We start from the raw sequence: 17302 nt of genomic DNA on the forward strand, positions 1-17302 counted from the left end.
CCTGGATTGATAGGAATAGCCCAACCAGACACCAAGGCATCGCCATTACGCATCCAGGCTGTTAATTGTGTTTTCAATACTGAATCAGCTGTTGATATCAATGCATCAAAGTCAGATTGCGCATTAACGGGGACTATTTTGTTTATGTTCAACGTACCAACACCGATAAACAATGCTGAACGTTCCACTTCTTTTGTTGCTCCGCTACCCGTATTTAATGCGGTAACTAAAACCTTGCCCTGTGCCATATATTTACCTTTTTAGCGGAGGCGAAATGCCTCGTCCAACATGTAGTTTTTTAACTCTGTTTGTTCATTTCTGTTTTGGCCCATGAACGAACGGGCTGGTAACTTAACGTCCCAACTGGATTTAGCCTTTTTGTTACCGCGTAAAATACGCAGTATCAAACCAGCTTGTCCCACGGATATATTCTCGGTTATCCATTTAAGCGACGGTGCTTTCCAGCCTTTACCGCGCTTCTTTCTGACCTTATAACCACTGTCACGCAGTGATTTAGCTTGCCTGCGTGACGCTTTACCACGGTAATCAGGGGTACCATTGTCTTTCGCTGCCTGCTTAGCCGTTTGCGTTAATGTGATCCCTTCTTGGTGAACTCGCGCTATTTGCCCTAACCGTTTATTACCAAAGGTAACTTTCGCGTTATTGGGTGTGGTGTGTACCTGGATACCTTTACCCAGTCGCTTTAACATGCGTTTTTTACGACCATCACTGCGGCCTTGCCAATTGGTACCGGATAACCCTTTCTGCCCTTTTAATCGGGCTTTGGTATCTCGCCTAACTTGTCGACCAGCACCGCGTAAAATACGGCGACGCTTATTGGCATCGAGCGTTAACAGGTCTAATTGCTTTAACGCGTTATCAGTGGAGATACCAAGACTAAGCATGTTCTACCTCGCCACACACTCGGCATCTAATTCAAATGCAGCTGCAATCCAAAGACTCTGTTCACCAAAATCAAAACGCTTGGTTTCGCCTTGAAATTCCAATTCAAACGGCCCGTTCATGTCTTCAACTAGCATCACATCTTCTGCGAACCGCTCGATTGTTAATTCGATTTCAGCACTGTTATCGTCATTAATATCCAGGCTAAATTCCACATCATGGCTGTCGTCTTTCTCTGCATTTGTCATTAACCAGAAACTCACATAGGTTGCGATCAATTCAACAGGCGCATTGCATGGGTTAATGCTGATCACACCACTGTAATAAAAACGCGCGGCGAGCAATCCTGTTCCGTTTATTCGTTTACTGGCGTGTTCAATACGTCCGCCTTCAATCCAACTATCAAACTCGCCAGCCCTGGCTAAATGTCGTCCCTTGTAAGTGGCCGATACCAGGTACTGCACTAAACGCTGTAATTTGCTTTGGCTCATATCAATTCAACACCTGAACGCGTTACCTTCATCATTTGACGTAAGGCGGTATCGCTTTCTGCTAACCAGTATTCTTGATTGTCACTGGCCATCACTTGCTGTGCTGCACGTTGGTCGCGATGCGTTTCACCTAGACGGCTGATTAACAACTTGGCCTTAGCGCGACAATACACTGCGCGTTGGTACATAAGGATTAATGTATTCACGCCATTAATTTCATCAACGCTCACATCTTGTAACTGTTCGATCTGTTGCCAATGACGTAATCGATACCTTGCCAGTGCTTGGTTAACATCGAGCATGGCGAGTACTAATGTTCGCTTAACCTGTTCGATGTTGTTGGCGTACTCCGTCGCTATCGCGTAATCAGTGATAAATTCAGCAGTGCCAAGGTCTGGATAAAAGCCGTTGTTGGCTACATTTTCATTGCTTACTTGTGCGTGTGGCATGCCCGCTAAATTCATCACATTACTCACTTCTAATAGGTCGGCTCTGGCCACTGCGATAAGGAGCCCATTTCACTACTGTGAATAAGTCCAACGCAGCCGAGCCGGTGGCGCGAGAGTTGTTACAATTCTTTTTACAAAGACTGCCAATAAACTAAAGTTCGGTTTCTTTACCAATGGTGTTGGCGATTTCTCTGACCATCTTTTTAACGCCCGCTTTGTCGTTTAACGCGGTTGCTTTGGTGCCGTAGGTATAGGCATTGCCCAGGTTAAATACGCTTTGTTCTAGCTTTGCAGCCATGGCGTATAACTTGCCGCCTATCAATTCACTTAACCGCCATTGGTGCGTGTCGAGCAAATGGATAAACTGGGTAAATAAGTGAATCACTTGACTGCGCTCTACTGCGTCACGGCCTTGGCTTAAGTGTTTAGCGCCTTCGTCATAGAGTTGGTCTATCAAAAAGGTCGGCCAATCTTGGGTACTAAAGCGCCCTGGTAAACGTTGGTTTTGCGTCACTAACAAGGGTACAAAGTCAAAGGCGGTTTTCCAGTGGCCAAGGTCAACAAGCCAAATCACCACCCAAGCCAACACCATGTTCTGGTGGTCTGTACCTTGTGTTTGATAGCGGCGTAAATAATCCAGGTATTGATGGTTCTCAATGGCCTTGGCTTTGTATTCAAGCTTGTCTTCCATGTGCGAAAACTTTTTAAGTTGAACAAGGTCTGAATCCATTGCCACTTTGAAAAAATCAAACTCGTCCATGATGCTTTCGGTGCGGCTTGATTCTATTGGGACTAACTTGCCAACTCGGTTTGCTGGATCGGCAAATTGGTCAATAAGGTCGCTTGCCAAATCCACATCGATAATAGCGGCATGGGTTTTACGCTGATTACGTTTTACTATGCTCATTTCAAAAAACTCTCTGCTTGGTAAATAACTGGCTTACCGTGATAAGCCAGTACTTGATTCATCTACTGATTAAAAATCGGTTAAGACCAAACCCAGTGCGCAGGGTTATCCGCGTCAAAATCACCGGCTGCCACGGCAGGGTCTTTGACCTTATCCAGCTTTATGCTGCTAGCTTCAAAGAATGCGATCTTTTCCATGTCGTTGATGTAGTAACAATCGTTACGTGATTGATAATCTTCGACACGTTTCTTCTTGGCGTTGTTTTCAATCGAGGTGCGCGTTGAACCTGATTGCACGTAATGACAAAGGTTATCGAACGAGGTGATTAAGATGCCGCGCTCTGGGAAGAACGGCACCTTATACGCTTTCAAACCACCGAATGTTTCAATGATCTGCTCTAACTCGATCTTGTCTTTTTCGCTCGGGGTATGGGCTTGCTTGGCATAGAGCTTGTTCTTTTCTTTGGATAACAGTTCATCACCAATAATGGCGACTAAACCAATGCGCTTATGGGCTGGAATGGCTTGTAGTAAATCATGCACGGTTTGATCAAGGTTTTCATAATCACCGCCTGCGCCGATACGGATCTCACCGTCTTTTTGTTCACCATCGGCAAACACATTGGCGGGATTGTCACGACGAACCAGCTGGAACCAACCGATGTTCACATCATCCATCATGGGGAATGCTGCGATATCCGTTACTTTCTCAGCGCTAGTACCGTTCCAGCCAATCTTGATGATATCCAGTGCAATGGCTTGACGAACGTGAGCACGAAAACGACTGTGGAAGTCTGGGAACTTGGCCCACATGTCCATGCGTTGCCACGTAATGTGGGTATCGCATTCAACCGCATAACAACGGTATTCACGGTCAGTTAAACCCAGTGGGTCTTTGGTACTACGACTTTTAGTTTCATCCGTTTCAACGCCTGCACGACCAGTGACACCGCCACTGATACCTGCCGTAATTGAACTGCCGACTAAATCATCGACCATTTGTGTATCAATGCGCTGTAAGAATTCTGCACTTTGATATACCTGGTCATATAGCGTCTGCTCAATCGACGGCTCGACACTGAACTGTTCAGATACGGAGGCAACCCCGTAATTGACAGCCAATGCAGACACAACCGCGGCAAAAACTTGTGTTGTTTTAAGCTTCATTAATTTGGTTCCTATTGCTAAAGAAGGTTGTGGTATTTGGCATTTTCACCAAGGTGTTCTTCTTCACCATCAGTGGTTGTTGATGCTGGGTCTTTGATTGCATCGTTCACGGTTTTAGTCAGCGCTGCAATTTGTTCAACCAAGCCATTAACCTTGCCATCAATAGCCGAGAATTCAGCCGTTGGTTCACCTGTACTTGTGTCTGCTTCGGTACCCGTATTCACATCATCTGTCGGTGCTGTGGTCGTATTTTGCTTAGCAAGTAAGTCTTGCGTTGCTTGGGTATTTGCTTCGAGCGTTTGGCTAAATTTAAGCAATGGTTCACCGAGCGCGTCGGTCATTGCTGCGGCAAGTTCTTCGCGGGTCATATCGTCATTGTCCTTTTTAAAATTAAAGAGTTGTTTAAACAGGCTCTTGGTGGGTTTGGCCGCTTCATCTAACGCTAATGACACCTTGAATAGGTCAGTATCTGAAGATGTATGATTAGTGTTGTCTTTGTCTTGCTGACCAAAGTGAATGCGGTCGGTGTAGGTACTGGCGGGATAATCCGTCACGGCCAACCCAGTTAAATAGGTTTGCCCTGACTTCATAAAATCACGGTCAATTTCGATACTGAAATATACGGCTTGGTCAGCTTGGTTTAGTTGCACAAATGATGCGTTCGGCGATAACACGGCATATAAGACTTTAATACCGTCTTCATTTTTAGCTGTGCTTAAGGCAATCACATCACCGAGCATGCCGCCATTAAGTTCTACGCCATGTAAATTCTTTGCCGCCCAACCCGACCAATTACATTCGTGGTCTAAATTGATGCGTGCGCCGTACTTTTTATACTTGTAAGTGGTAACAATATCGTCGATATCTTTTTCTGATATTTCGCGACCATCTACCGTTAACCCCATGGCGGCAATGGCAAGTGGAATTGTGCGTAACTGAGCCATGTTGTTTCCTGTTTAATGTCAAAGTGAATCTAAGTGAGACCAATTTTGCCCGCAGAATAGGCCTTAATCCATCACATTAAATCCGCTAAGTTCCGATCTTGACGATGGCGGAATAACACGGAAATCTTCTTAAAGAATTACGTGTTTTAGGGTTATAAACTTGTCGCTTGTTCTTACCAACAGGCCAGTTATGAAACCGAGGACTCCCCGATATACACCCGAAATGATTAAAACGGCGCGTGACCATTATGTTTTTGGTGGGCTGACGTTTGATGAGATTTCAGAAATTGACGGTATGCCAAGTGCAAGGTCATTACGACGTTGGGCGGATGATGGCAGCTGGAATGAACTGTGCCCGTCGCTTAATGCCGAGACTGCGATTGCACGACGTATTGTGTTATTGGCTGATCGCGACGTTAAAAGTGAAGCGGACTATAAAGAACTGGATTTCCTGACCAAACAGCAATGTGCGTTAAATCAGTCACGCTTGCCCAGTGCCGGTATAACGAAGAAATACGGTAATGCGCCTGCAGCGGCTGATCCCCAACATGAACAGGCAAGTGAGCGAACTAGTAAAAGTAAGAAACGTCAGAAGAAGATTAAGAATGATGTGTCTAGTATCACCAAGGAAATGCTGGATACACTCAAAGACAACCTGCTCTACCCGCACCAATTACACTGGTTTGAACATCAAGATTACCGTAGCCGTTTTATATTAAAGCCGCGTCAGATTGGCGCGACTTTCTATTTTGCGTTTGAGGCGTTTTATGATGCTGTGGTGAATGGCCGTAATAAGATCTTCATTTCTGCATCACGTGACCAGGCAGAGATATTCAAGGCCAATATTATTGCCTTATGTCGTGAACAGTTTGGTATTGAGCTAAGCGGCTCACCACTGACCATGCGCAACAAAGGCAAGACGACAACTCTGTATTTCAAATCAACCAATGCCCGTACTGCACAATCGGCGTCTGGCGACTTGTATATTGATGAAGTGTTTTGGATCCCGAAGTTTAAAGAGTTACGTAGTCTTGCCCAGGCAATGGCGACCCATAAAGATTTTCGTATTACCTATTTTAGTACGCCGTCGGTGACTAGCCATGAAGCTTATGATTTGTGGAATGGTCGCTGGTACCGAAAAACTAAGGCCTGTAATGATCCCGAGTTTGCCATTGATGTTAGCCACAAAACTTTAAAGCATGGCTTGCTTTGTGACGATGGTATTTGGCGTCAAAAGCTCAATGTTTATGATGTGGTGAAACAAGGCTTTGACCGCATTGATATTAGCATTCTGGAAAATGAGTATTCTACCGAAGAGTTTAACAACCTCTTCATGTGCAAGTTTATTGATGATGCCCACAGTGCGTTTAGCCTTAAACAACTGATGGCCTGTGTCGGTAATAGCAAGAAATGGACTGACTTTGACCCAACTTGGTCACGCCCTTATGCCATGAAGCCGGTGGTGATTGGTTTTGACCCTGCGCGAACGCGAGACATTGCCTCGGTCGTGGTCTTGAGTTTACCGCTTGGCCCTGACGATAAGTTCCGGTTATTGGAATCACTTAATTTAAGTGGTAACGATTTTGAAACCATGGCCAGTGAAATTAAAGAACTCACCCTTAAATATCATGTTGTGCATATCGGTGTTGATACAACTGGTATGGGCTTGGGTGTGTTTGAACTAATACAAAAGTTCTTCCCTCTGGCGATGCCGATTCATTACAACCCGCACAACAAAAACAAGATGGTGATTAAGGCGCTTAATGTCATTGGCAAGAAGCGTTTTGAGTTCGATGAGAATTCGGTGATGGTTGCCAGCAGCTTTATTAATATTCGCAAAAAGGTAGTTGGTGACCAGATTAGTTATGCAACCAACCGCACTGCAGCAACAGGCCATGCTGATATTGCCTGGGCAATCATGCACGCCATGATTTACGAACCATTATCTGGTGACAGCTCGAGCACCAGAACGTCAATAGGATTAGATGCCGCATAATGAATTCAACTAAGAGTACGACAGCAGAACCGGTGAAAGACAAATCCATCGATACGTTTAGCTTTGGCGACCCTGAGCCGTGTTTAGATAATCGCATGACTGAATACATCGGGCTTTACGCTGACATGGACGGTCTATATTCACCGCCCGTGAGTTTGGCGGGCTTGATTAAACTGCTGCGTGTTAATGCCCAACATGGTCCTATTTTATATTTTAAACGCAATATGATTTTGAAATGGTTTAAGCCTAATTCGCTATTAACGCGGCGCACCTTTAAGAAGTTTGCGTTTGATTATTGTTGGGCGGCGAATGCGTACCTGCAGGTAATTAAAAATACCTTCGGTAATGTGATTAAGTTAAGGCATTTACCTGCGTTATCGATGCGCTATACCTCAACACCTGGTGTTTATGCACAGCGGTTAAGTAATGGCAAGGTGCTGCGGTTTAAAAAAGGGGAAGTTATTCACCTAAAAGAATACGACCCTAACCAGGGTATCTATGGTATTCCCCAATATTATGGCGGTATTCAGTCTGCGCTTTTAAACGAAGATGCCACCCTGTTCCGCCGTAAGTATTACAAGAACGGCGCACATATGGGGTTTATCTTCTCGATGGCAGATCCCAATTTATCGACCGATGATGAAAATGATTTGAAAGCAGCAATCAAAGATTCTCGCGGTGTGGGTAACTTCCGCAGTTTATTTATTAATAACCGCAGTGGTAAGGCTGACGCTGAGAAGGCTATTAAGATTATTCCGGTGGGTGATATATCGACCAAGGATGAATTTGAGCGCATTAAGAAGATGACGTTAAACGATATGTTGAGTATGCACCGCGCCCAGGAAGCGTTAAGCGGTCAAACATCGGGTGATAGTCCGGGCTTTGGTGATTTGGATAAAATCACCCGGGCTTATTACAACAATGAAGTGGTTCCTATGCAGCAGGACATGCTGGAAATTAACGAGTATTTACCTGCTGCGCTGCATATTAAATTTGCAGAGCCAGCGTATTCCGACTTAAACCCGAGGAGTGAAGACTGATGGAAGAACTGATTGTTTTTATAAGGCAATGGGGGCAGCTGTGTTTGTTGTCGTTATTGGCCGCCGCAACACAAATGTATATGTCTGGTACCCGAATTACGTTTTTTCATTATTTTATGTCGGTGTTGATGGCGATTTTGTCGGCGTACATTGCGGACAGTTTTTGTCGTTGGCTTGGATTAGATGAAGGGTTGAAGACTGGCATTATTGGTATTGCAGCGTATGTAGCGCCGCATATTTTAACGGGGTTAAATGCCCTAGCGAAAGCGGTATCAAAAGACCCTAAGCACTTTTTAGATATTATTATGAGGAATAAATCATGAGTTGGCTTACTTCGTTATTTAGTTTTATTTCAGCACCGATTGCGGATTTATCGGGTAGCTATCGAGAGCGTAAACGTATTGCAGCAGAAATGGCGGCATCGATTGCGACTGCAGAAGGTAACCTTAAGTTGGCCAAGTTGGATGCTGAAGCCAAACGGTTAGCGAACCAGGAAGGTAACGATGCTGATTATGATCTGCAGGTGTTGAAGAACCGGCGCGAATCGATAATGGATGAAATCATTATTACTGTGTTTTTAGGATTATTCATTGCCCACTTTATACCACAGCTGCAGCCGTATATGGCGGCAGGTTGGCAGGCGATGGGTTATAAAGGCGCGCCCTGGTACTTTGAATTTGTGATTGTGGGTATTGCGGTATCAACGTTGGGGTTAATGCGGTTGTTCCGGGCATTCTGGGGGAGTAAGAATACTAAAGGGGCTGGTTAACCCTTTAGTAAATAAAGGCAAGCTACTATTAATTTGTAGTAGCTTCACTGTTCGATTTACATAAAATATGGCTAAATTGAGATTAACGCCTAAATCATACGTTTTACTATGCAGACCATACCTGAATTTACCACTTAAAACACTGAGACTAAAAGAAGCTAGTATCCTGAATATAATAAATCGTATTGACGAATTTGTTATCTCTCTATTTTTTTAACCATCGCCTTTTAATTCTGGTGCAAAGCGAGTCTAAATCCTGATAAATAAATTCTTCATCAATTCCCATGGAATCTAATGTTGATATCATTTGAAGACGAGCTTCACTTAATGGCAAAACAATCTCGATAAAATAACATTCATCCTCCCTCAGAAACTGATCGATACTTCGCGGATCAGAGCCATGTACAGTAAAACAACCTCTTTGGCTAGCTATCCTTTTGATATGTTTCGAGGCATTTATCGCTAAAGGAAATTGAGGATATTGTAAGCCGCCATCATTTAGCGTCAGGTTTGGTGGTAAATATTTGTTAAAGCTTATAACTTTTCCCTCTGTAACTTCGAACTCAGAAGCTTTTATAACCGCAGGGCAATACAATTCACCTTTACCAGTGCTCAACTTATTTAGCGCTGAAGGCTTCAAGACCCAAATTCCCCGGTTATTATTTTGTTGTGGCTCGGATGTTAGTGCAAAATAGAGAGCGACTAGCGCTGAGTCTGACCAATCCAGTAGTCTTGTTGGTAACCCATGATGTTGCATCATTGCATAGATTTCCCAACTATTTAAATCATGTCGATCAGTATAAGACTTAAAAGCAACTAAGAAATCATGTTCCATTGCGCCTTCAGAATTCATCGCATTTTGCCAGACCACACCAGGTAGTGGCTTATAGGAAACATTCGAAACACCCCGAAACCACAGGGTCTGATTAAGATTTATTTTTTCTATTAACCCAATATATTCCGCAACTGAAGAAACTGAATATTTACTCATCTAATAAACTCCAAGAATGTAGTGTGAGTTATAACAGTGTATTTTACGGAATTAAGTAAAATACCTTTTAAATTGTTGAGTTCGCCAGAAAAAACAAAATAAAGCCAACTTTAGTCCGTTAGAATTTTATATTTTCACTCTATTCTAACTAACAGTCTACTTATATAGGCGTCTGTATAAACTCAAAGAAAACACTTTAAACTATTTTCAATATAAAAACTAAATACTTCTTAATAATCAGATGTAACCTGATTTATTCCAATCTAATTCCTTTACCTTTTCAACAACGCCTGCCACAGTATTCAACCGCTTTAATGCTCGGTTGAAATTTTGCTGTGATACACCATTCAGCATAGCGGCATCATTTTCGGTGAGGCCCTTCGTTAAATGGTCAACCAACGCGATTTTAATATTCTCACTACCAATTTTGGTTAACTTTAAAAGCAGATTGATTCGTTCTTCTGTCTCTAAACCTTTCGTTAAAAACTTCATAAAATTAACATCACTTAACTGATTGGGACGGATTGATGTTTATCGCTTAGATAAACCTGAGTGGTCTGTCATTATGTGACAACACCTGTCACGACTTTGACATTAGCGATCTTTAAATGATCGTTGAGATCCTTTCTAGATAAGGCTTGAGCAATATCAGCGTGTCCATCGTTGTGTCAAAAACGTAAAAAAATTGCGAAAACGCGGTAGGCGAAGAGGAGTGAATTTACCGAGGGCTCACGCGCACTATTAAATGTTTTCCCTAGCTATCTACGATGTCTATGTATTATAACGAACATGTCATACAACTGTATAAAACAACAGTTAAATATCGTATAATTTACAGGTCAGTATGTGAATTGAGTGGATATGTTATGAGAGTAGTTTGCCCAGACTGTGGCGTTAAAAGCCGTATACAAAAAACGAATAGAATTTCGAATAGCTACACAGATTTATATTGCAGTTGTAATAATGCGGAGTGTGGTCATTCGTTTGTGATGAATCTTAGTTTTAGTCATACGTTGAGTCCATCAGCTAAAATAACGTCACAGATGGCGGTCAGTCTGGTTAGAGCGTTGACGCCCGAACAACTCAAAGAGTTACAGCTACAACTGCTCCCAGCCTAAAGCAATATTTAACACATGTTAAATATTGTACATTTTTCTTTTAAATTATGTGTTTAGGTATACATTTATATTTATTAATATATATTACGATCTCATCATGCCAATTTACCTATAACACGTCAGCTCTACATTCAACTGATGGTTTGCGAGATAATATGAGTAATAAACAATTATTAATTGATACGATTTGTGAAAGAATGCCATGGAAAGTACTCCAGGCTATTTTAAAATCTTTAGATCTTCCGATATCCAAAGGAGTTAAATTCACAAGGCTAAAACTATTAAGTCTCGTTGAGCAAGATTTGTTTACTGACGCAACAGAGCAAAGTTTATTTAACCTTTATTGCGAATATCTCCGTTTTGGTGACAAAACGGTGATGTTTAACAAAATCAGCCCCGTATCATTGGATAAACTGACCAAAAACTTAGACTGTATTCCTCTCGATATAAACCCTGATTTGATAAATTACCCATACAGGGACCCAAGCAAGGAATCACACCTTAGTTCTAAGCACCAACTAGTAGATTTAGCTATTATTGGCGACTCTATTTATTTTTACTTTGTGGCTCTTAAAAGCTTAACGGAGCACGTAAGAGTCGATTCAGACTACTTATCATCAATTAATGCTAACTTCACATTCCCAAGCTACCTCCACGATATATCAGCAAAAAAAATCGTTGAAAAACGCTATTATGATATAGTGTGTATCAATACATTAGAGGATACTATCGAGTATAGACTCGACACCGCAAGCGGTTTAAGTTCTGATGAATTAGAAGATTCATTTATTAAATTAAAAACAGCATTTATTAATAAAGTAAGAAATTTACCAGGTTTGGATAAAATAAAATTACATAATTTTAATTTATTTAATTTTGTAACAGCTATCTATGAACACTCCATGGATAGAGTTTGCCAACTAGGTTTTCAGGTGGGTTCCGTAACTCATCATGAACGAACTAGAGCATCAAACAAAGATCTTAGGAAAGAGGTTTTCCACGAAGCGGGTAAAGAAAAAGTAAAAGCAATCGATGTATTTAGGATTGCAATCAGAAAAAACAAAAAATTAAAGAAAGTATCATATGAATCAGAGCTATACCTCCCCGGAACAGTCAAAATGTTAATTGGCGCATCAACTGCTACACTCAATCATGCTATTATTTCAAATTGTATTAACGAGCAGGATTACCGAGAATTAGTCGCATCGATGAATGCCTGCATGACTAAAATCGAAGAAACTGAGTGTGCGTAGCTATGAAGCCAGCTAACCTACGACAACGAATCATGAATGATTGGGCAGGTACAACAACACTGCCTGTGTTGTTGTGCATTTTTGATGAATTTGTTATTTCTCCAGAACTATATATCGATTCAAAATCATCATTAACCACTTTTAATAATATTGTAAGAAGAGGTGTGAATAATTTCAGCTACGAAGGGTTCTCTAAAAATATACTCAAATCAATTAATTATCTATTAGATCCTCACATTAATGTGTTATCAACTAATTATGAATATATAGATGAAAGTGAGACATTCGAATTAACTGCCGAAGAGATTCTAGAAGCTAGTAGTGACGGTTTTCTAGTGCATCCTATATCTGGTGAACAAATCTTTAGATATGAAACAGATGTAGTTATTACCTTTAGCTTAAAACCTGATGCCATTACAGAGGGCGTTTGACTTGAAACTACCAAATGAAATGTTAGCGACAGTAACTCTGGATAAAATATTATCAGGTGAGTATGAAATGTTTCTACCAAATGCCACTGCGGCATTTCAGAGTGAGATGTCTAAAGGTTCTTTTACATCTTTTATTAATAATATTCATAGCCTCCTAGATAAGATTGTCCAACGAATTGAACTACACCCAATTCATCGAGAACATGATACTGAAGATAGAACAACCATTGAAATTGTTAATGCATTAAACTTTCTTGGTGAAACTTGTGAGCACGAAGCAAGCTATGGTGGAAACTGTGATATTACAAGTAACTATCAAAATAGATATCTCTGGTTAGCTGAAGCCAAGATTGATTATAGCAATACTCACATAATGGAAGGTTTTCGCCAATTGGTTGATCGCTATTCAACAGCCTCTAGAATACAAAAGCAAGGATCATTACTAATATATTGTAAAGACAAAGCTCCGCATGAAGTATTAAAGGCGTGGAAAAAATATTTTTTTGATAAAGATTCGAGTAGCAAAGAGTACAGTATCAATCTTGACTCCGAAAATGATCGCTCATTTGTAACCTCACATCGCCACCACCAAAGCGATAAAGTGTTCGTTGTAAAACATGAGGTCATATCATTATTTGACAATGCTACAGATAAGAGCGCTAGAAAAAAGAAAAAATGTGCTCACACTTGCTTAAAGTGTTGCCCGGCATCATCCCCTTCTCAGTAATATTAAATATCTAGACTTGCGCCAACAATCATTTGATGGCGCTTATCCAGCCTGTTCATAAAGCACATTCCCTATAGTTGATGTTCCTGGTATCGCTAGCTTTCGTCTTCGTTTTGTATTTCAGATATCAACATCAATAAAAACAGCACAACATCGGTATTATCATTCAATGTATCCTGTGCAGCCGCGATAACAACAAAATCTTTAGCACGTTCCTGTAACACTTTCATAACGGACCTCAACAAAAAACCACTGGATAAGAATACAGTAGTTTTAAGGGGTAGTAAATAGAGGTATTTCACACCATGTGGTCATATATACAATAGGTTAGCCCCAGTCCCAACTTTCCCAGTCTTCCCAACCAGGTATGTAATTGGATGTATCTTTAATTTCAGTTTCAGGACTATCCCAACCATCCCAAACCTCAGGTTCTTCTGGCTTAACATCGATAAGTTCGGGCGGGTGATATAGATTCTCAGCGTAATAGCCCTGCCTCAATTTCACAATGTGGTCCTTATCAACTCTGATTTGGGCCCCCTCTTCCATAACATTGACCAGGTGGTCATCTAAATGAATACCGCGCCTTTTCAAAAGCGCTTTAATTCCAGTATTTAACCTGCCGCTTGGGGAGCGCGTACAGTTAGTGACAGAACTCCAAGGAGCCCCTGCGGGGCCATCTAAAACCTCAGCACCTGCGGTGCTACTGGTGATCACTTCACTATCGAGCAACCCTTGAGACTTGCGCTGGATTACCCAGTTACGTAGACGAGTCTTAACCGGTGTTTCATCAGTAACTTGGAAGCCTTGAATCTTACCAACGTATTCACCGTATTCATTACCCATTTCGGTAACGTCGTAATCATTACGAATAAGTAAATCTTTACGTTTCACGAATGGACCACCTTGCGCCATTACATAACCTGCAAAGTCACCTTTGTCGGCACACTTCATTGCGGCCGACGCACTATCCGTTTCTGTTTTTAATTCAGCTTTATATTTGCAGGTGATCACTTCCCAGCGTTGTAACTGATTCATTGCTGAATAGTTTAAACGTGGCCCCTGAAAGTCTAATTGAGGACCAACAAAGTAAGCATTTTGGTCTGGGAATAGCTCAGTAAATAGATTGTATTGCTGTTTTGAATTGAGCAACGCAACGTAGCTTTTAAATGCGTTAACGTCATTATTCGCATAACGGCGTAATTCCCGATACGTTGTAACAGGTGCCCCACCAATCGCTTGAAACTGACGAATACGCCAACGACTTGCCCAGGCAGTTACATTTGCCGACATTTCTTTTTGGTCGCGTCCTGTCTCGTCATCTTTTTCATCATCCATAGCATAACCATCGATGTTCTTGCTTATGTATTTGGCAATGTAGCCGGTTGCAGAACCAAGTTCAGGATCGATAGCAACGATCTCACATCGAGTGCGTAAGTTCGGTGGCCCTACTGCTATTTCTTTCTTATTTATTGACGGGAACAGCTCTTTAAAATCTTCTTGTACTGCGTAATGAGTGAATACCTCACTAGCCTGTTTTACATCTTGTGGTTGCATGAATAACAGTAAATGCCAATGTGGCGTACCGTCGTGATGCGGTTCGACAACTCTGATACCAAATACTGAAATGTCATCGCGTTTGAATTGAGCGCGGATTTTAGCCCATACATTACATAAATAACGCTGTGCATCACGAGGACTATTGCCCATCCACTGATCAATAAACCCTCCCTTTTTTCGGGTGTGGTGATATTTGGATGGTGCCGTTAACGTAAGAAACAAACCTTCACAACCCATTGCTTCTGCAATATTCTCGTAGCCACGCATGCGTACCATGAGTTCGCAACGGCGAATAGCTGGATTACCAGTGGATTTATAGAACATTTCTGAAAGTGCAATTTCTTCTTCCGTATCTTCATCAAAGACCGACATGCCTTTGATGAAATCACGGTTACGTTGCTTTTGGGTCTGCCATTCATGCAAGCAGTCACGCGAACAATACGGGCTTGCCGATTTTTGCACTTGGCCTACTGCAATAGCAAGGTGTTCGCGCATTATCGAACGCTTGGTCTTTAACTTATTTTCCCAGGCACGATTGCAGGTTAAACGTAAAATGCCACACTCTGCGTCTGCAGTTGTTAAGTCTGATTTGGGTTTATCATAAGGCGGTGTATAACCAAATTTACGGCCTATCTCACGTAGGTCACAAAAGACTTGGATAATGGACTCTTCATAGCTTTGCGACTCATCTTGCGATGCAGCTAGTTCATCCAGCTGTACAGAAAAGAAATCAGCGAACTGTTGCGCCAATACTTTAAGTTCACTTTTATCCATTTCTGCGAGCAGTTTTTCACGGAACAAATCGTTACAGTGAGTATAAGAATCACGATATTGAACCTGCTGGTTATATTGCCCTAATACTTTTTTTAAACGTGGGTTAATCTTTTCTCCCACGGTTTTTCTTAAGTACTTGTTGGCGTATTGGCGGCCTTTGCGGTTAAAGGATTTGATATAGCGTTCGGCGAAATAGCGACTAAGGTAGTGCGGCATGTCACCAAAGAACTGCTTGCGCCATTGATGGTCTTCTAGATCGGGGTTAACCTGGAACATCGCATTTTCAATTAGCGACATTTCAGGTTGTGGGAATGCTTTGCCTAGCGCGGGCATTCTGACTGGCTTACTGCTGCAGTCCTCCGCGCTTTCAATCATTTCAATAATGGTGCTACGGCCAGGTGATGACTTTGCTTTATTGGCAGCAGCAATCAAAACGGGATCTCATCTGCATAGTCATACACGTCATTTTTTTCAAAACTAGGTAAATAACCAGGACCTGCATTCCAGAATTTCTCAATAGCATCATTACTAAGCCTAGAATGGCTCCGATGAATATCAGATGCGCTACGAATTACCCGTGGAAAAAATATACCGCAGACACAACTCAACATATCACTAAAATAGTTATCACTAGTTAAATTATCAATGCTATAACACAACGATGTAGCTTCTTCACATCCAGCTCGTACCAGACGATGAGCGCGATAAAACGTCTTCCATATTTGCTGCGGTGTTACTGTTATATTGATATTGCCTAAGGTCTTTTTATATTCAGTAATCCACTCAGCTTTATTATCAGCTGCTTGTTTTAATTCCAAGCGGCGTAGCTCTGAACGTGTTAGTGGTTTTGCGTCAGACTCTGATTTAGTTAAACCAATGGCTTCTTCAACCATTTCCATTGCATCACCTAAATCAACCACATGCTCATTAATACAGGTATGTGATGCTTTAATCATGTGTTTAACCATGTGGTCATTCGCATCTAATCGTGGGTTCTGGTCAGACCGAGCAGCGTGATAAGCCATATTCCAGAAATCTCGATATGCTTTTGAGCGTGCAACTCTAAGCGCTTCACAATTTTTCTCTATTGCAAATCCTACAGTTATCGTTCTAACGCCATCTTCTTCACAAATACCATTACAAATAAAATTAAATTCATCATCCAATGTATGTGTTATATAAATACTACTTGCACCAAGACGTTTAAATTCGTTTCTCAACCCTAAGAAATCATTAAACTCTGACTGCCAAATATGGATAAGGGCCATTCCTTTGCCGTTCTCTTCTTCAAATACGCAAAGCTCACCAATACAACCTTTAGACAAATGAACATTAGGAATACCGTTGTTTAGATACTGCTTAACATTTAGGTAAAACTCATCAACGTTAAATTCTTGTTTTACTTGCATCGTAGCCCTCCTTGTCCGTATCAATTTTTATAACAGTGGTATGCGCGAGAAATGCCTCTTTCGTTACAACCGCAGTTTTCCAGTCTTTAGCAACAAATGACTCTTCATCAATTTCAAAATAAACATTTCGGACTAAGCTTTTAAAACCAACCAAAGGCATTAGCCCGGTGTCCAAATTTGCTTCATGTCTTGCTAGAATGACCTCTTCAACTGGGGCATCCCAATACCAAATATCTCCGTCTGACTCTTGGGTAATACAGGTCGCTTTTTCACACCAACAACTGTCTAAGCGCTTAACGATATCGAGTAGCGTTAAATCGACCGTTGGTGAGTAAACTGCGTTGTCTAAATCAATAAATATGTCTGCCATTTTAAAA

The 17302-nt window shown here is 41.6% G+C and carries 21 protein-coding genes; 8 read left to right on the forward strand and 13 right to left on the reverse strand.

Annotated features, from left to right (window positions below; all coding sequences use genetic code 11):
• From AKG98_RS22675 to AKG98_RS06085, 7 genes are all read right to left on the reverse strand, one after another.
• A partial coding sequence (locus AKG98_RS22675; RefSeq protein ID WP_228140221.1) for a DUF2586 family protein occupies positions 1-248 on the reverse strand: 248 nt, incomplete at its 3' end.
• A 12-nt stretch (positions 249-260) separates the two neighbouring features.
• A complete protein-coding gene (locus AKG98_RS06060) occupies positions 261-905 on the reverse strand; it encodes a phage virion morphogenesis protein (RefSeq protein WP_067042860.1) in 645 nt (214 codons plus the stop codon).
• Between the two features lie 3 nt (positions 906-908).
• Positions 909-1394 carry a phage tail protein gene (locus tag AKG98_RS06065; RefSeq protein WP_067042863.1) on the reverse strand — a complete coding sequence of 162 codons (486 nt, stop codon included), beginning with the start codon at positions 1392-1394 and terminating at the stop codon, positions 909-911.
• The gene (locus AKG98_RS06070; protein ID WP_067042866.1) at positions 1391-1894 is read right to left on the reverse strand and encodes a head completion/stabilization protein; all 504 of its coding nucleotides are present in this window, start codon (positions 1892-1894) and stop codon (positions 1391-1393) included. Before AKG98_RS06070 ends, AKG98_RS06065 begins: the two co-directional genes overlap by 4 nt.
• Positions 1895-1994: 100 nt before the next feature.
• Positions 1995-2750, reverse strand: coding sequence for a phage terminase small subunit (gene gpM / locus AKG98_RS06075; RefSeq protein ID WP_067042869.1), 756 nt, complete (start codon positions 2748-2750; stop codon positions 1995-1997).
• An 80-nt stretch (positions 2751-2830) separates the two neighbouring features.
• Positions 2831-3916 (reverse strand): phage major capsid protein, P2 family, encoded by a 1086-nt coding sequence (locus AKG98_RS06080; protein WP_067042872.1) that lies wholly within the window; start codon positions 3914-3916, stop codon positions 2831-2833.
• A 17-nt stretch (positions 3917-3933) separates the two neighbouring features.
• Positions 3934-4860 (reverse strand): GPO family capsid scaffolding protein, encoded by a 927-nt coding sequence (locus tag AKG98_RS06085; protein ID WP_067042876.1) that lies wholly within the window; start codon positions 4858-4860, stop codon positions 3934-3936.
• A gap of 190 nt (positions 4861-5050) precedes the next feature.
• Between AKG98_RS06085 and AKG98_RS06090 the strand changes: the two genes are divergently transcribed.
• From AKG98_RS06090 to AKG98_RS06105, 4 genes are read left to right on the forward strand one after another with little or no spacing between them, the layout of a single operon-like run.
• On the forward strand, positions 5051-6856 hold the full coding sequence (locus AKG98_RS06090) for a terminase large subunit domain-containing protein (RefSeq protein ID WP_067042879.1): 1806 nt from the start codon (positions 5051-5053) through the stop codon (positions 6854-6856).
• Positions 6856-7896, forward strand: coding sequence for a phage portal protein (locus tag AKG98_RS06095; protein WP_067042882.1), 1041 nt, complete (start codon positions 6856-6858; stop codon positions 7894-7896). Before AKG98_RS06090 ends, AKG98_RS06095 begins: the two co-directional genes overlap by 1 nt.
• Positions 7896-8219 carry a hypothetical protein gene (locus AKG98_RS06100; RefSeq protein WP_067042885.1) on the forward strand — a complete coding sequence of 108 codons (324 nt, stop codon included), beginning with the start codon at positions 7896-7898 and terminating at the stop codon, positions 8217-8219. Before AKG98_RS06095 ends, AKG98_RS06100 begins: the two co-directional genes overlap by 1 nt.
• Positions 8216-8665, forward strand: coding sequence for a hypothetical protein (locus AKG98_RS06105; protein ID WP_067042888.1), 450 nt, complete (start codon positions 8216-8218; stop codon positions 8663-8665). The genes AKG98_RS06100 and AKG98_RS06105 overlap by 4 nt, the downstream gene beginning before the upstream one ends.
• A 205-nt stretch (positions 8666-8870) precedes the next feature.
• Here the strand turns inward: AKG98_RS06105 and AKG98_RS06110 are convergent, their stop codons facing one another.
• Together AKG98_RS06110 and AKG98_RS06115 are read right to left on the reverse strand one after the other, a co-directional pair.
• Positions 8871-9656 (reverse strand): FRG domain-containing protein, encoded by a 786-nt coding sequence (locus AKG98_RS06110; protein ID WP_067042891.1) that lies wholly within the window; start codon positions 9654-9656, stop codon positions 8871-8873.
• 237 nt (positions 9657-9893) lie between these two features.
• A complete protein-coding gene (locus AKG98_RS06115; RefSeq protein WP_067042894.1) occupies positions 9894-10148 on the reverse strand; it encodes a PapB/FocB family fimbrial expression transcriptional regulator in 255 nt (84 codons plus the stop codon).
• Positions 10149-10522: 374 nt separating this feature from the next.
• Between AKG98_RS06115 and AKG98_RS21825 the strand changes: the two genes are divergently transcribed.
• The 4 genes from AKG98_RS21825 to AKG98_RS06130 all read left to right on the forward strand — a co-directional run bounded on the left by AKG98_RS21825 (position 10523) and on the right by AKG98_RS06130 (position 13185).
• Positions 10523-10774, forward strand: coding sequence for an ogr/Delta-like zinc finger family protein (locus AKG98_RS21825; RefSeq protein ID WP_083543894.1), 252 nt, complete (start codon positions 10523-10525; stop codon positions 10772-10774).
• Between the two features lie 155 nt (positions 10775-10929).
• Positions 10930-12027: a hypothetical protein gene (locus AKG98_RS06120; RefSeq protein WP_067042897.1), complete on the forward strand. Its 1098-nt coding sequence runs from the start codon at positions 10930-10932 to the stop codon at positions 12025-12027.
• 2 nt (positions 12028-12029) lie between these two features.
• Entirely contained in the window at positions 12030-12458 is a 429-nt protein-coding gene (locus tag AKG98_RS06125; protein WP_067042900.1) for a hypothetical protein, read from the forward strand.
• 1 nt (position 12459) lies between these two features.
• Positions 12460-13185 (forward strand): hypothetical protein, encoded by a 726-nt coding sequence (locus AKG98_RS06130; RefSeq protein ID WP_228140222.1) that lies wholly within the window; start codon positions 12460-12462, stop codon positions 13183-13185.
• 95 nt (positions 13186-13280) lie between these two features.
• Here AKG98_RS06130 and AKG98_RS22850 read toward each other — a convergent pair whose 3' ends face one another.
• The 4 genes from AKG98_RS22850 to AKG98_RS06145 form a co-directional block, all read right to left on the reverse strand.
• Positions 13281-13415: a hypothetical protein gene (locus tag AKG98_RS22850; protein ID WP_255358614.1), complete on the reverse strand. Its 135-nt coding sequence runs from the start codon at positions 13413-13415 to the stop codon at positions 13281-13283.
• A gap of 97 nt (positions 13416-13512) precedes the next feature.
• Entirely contained in the window at positions 13513-15948 is a 2436-nt protein-coding gene (locus tag AKG98_RS06135) for a replication endonuclease (protein ID WP_067042903.1), read from the reverse strand.
• Complete coding sequence (locus tag AKG98_RS06140) at positions 15945-16925, reverse strand: hypothetical protein (protein WP_067042907.1); 981 nt, start codon at positions 16923-16925, stop codon at positions 15945-15947. The genes AKG98_RS06135 and AKG98_RS06140 overlap by 4 nt, the downstream gene beginning before the upstream one ends.
• Positions 16903-17295, reverse strand: a complete 393-nt coding sequence (locus AKG98_RS06145) for a hypothetical protein (RefSeq protein ID WP_067042910.1) — start codon at positions 17293-17295, stop codon at positions 16903-16905. Before AKG98_RS06145 ends, AKG98_RS06140 begins: the two co-directional genes overlap by 23 nt.
• Positions 17296-17302 lie beyond the last annotated feature (7 nt).

The sequence above is a fragment of the Moritella sp. JT01 genome, assembly GCF_001574435.1.
Lineage (GTDB): Bacteria > Pseudomonadota > Gammaproteobacteria > Enterobacterales > Moritellaceae > Moritella.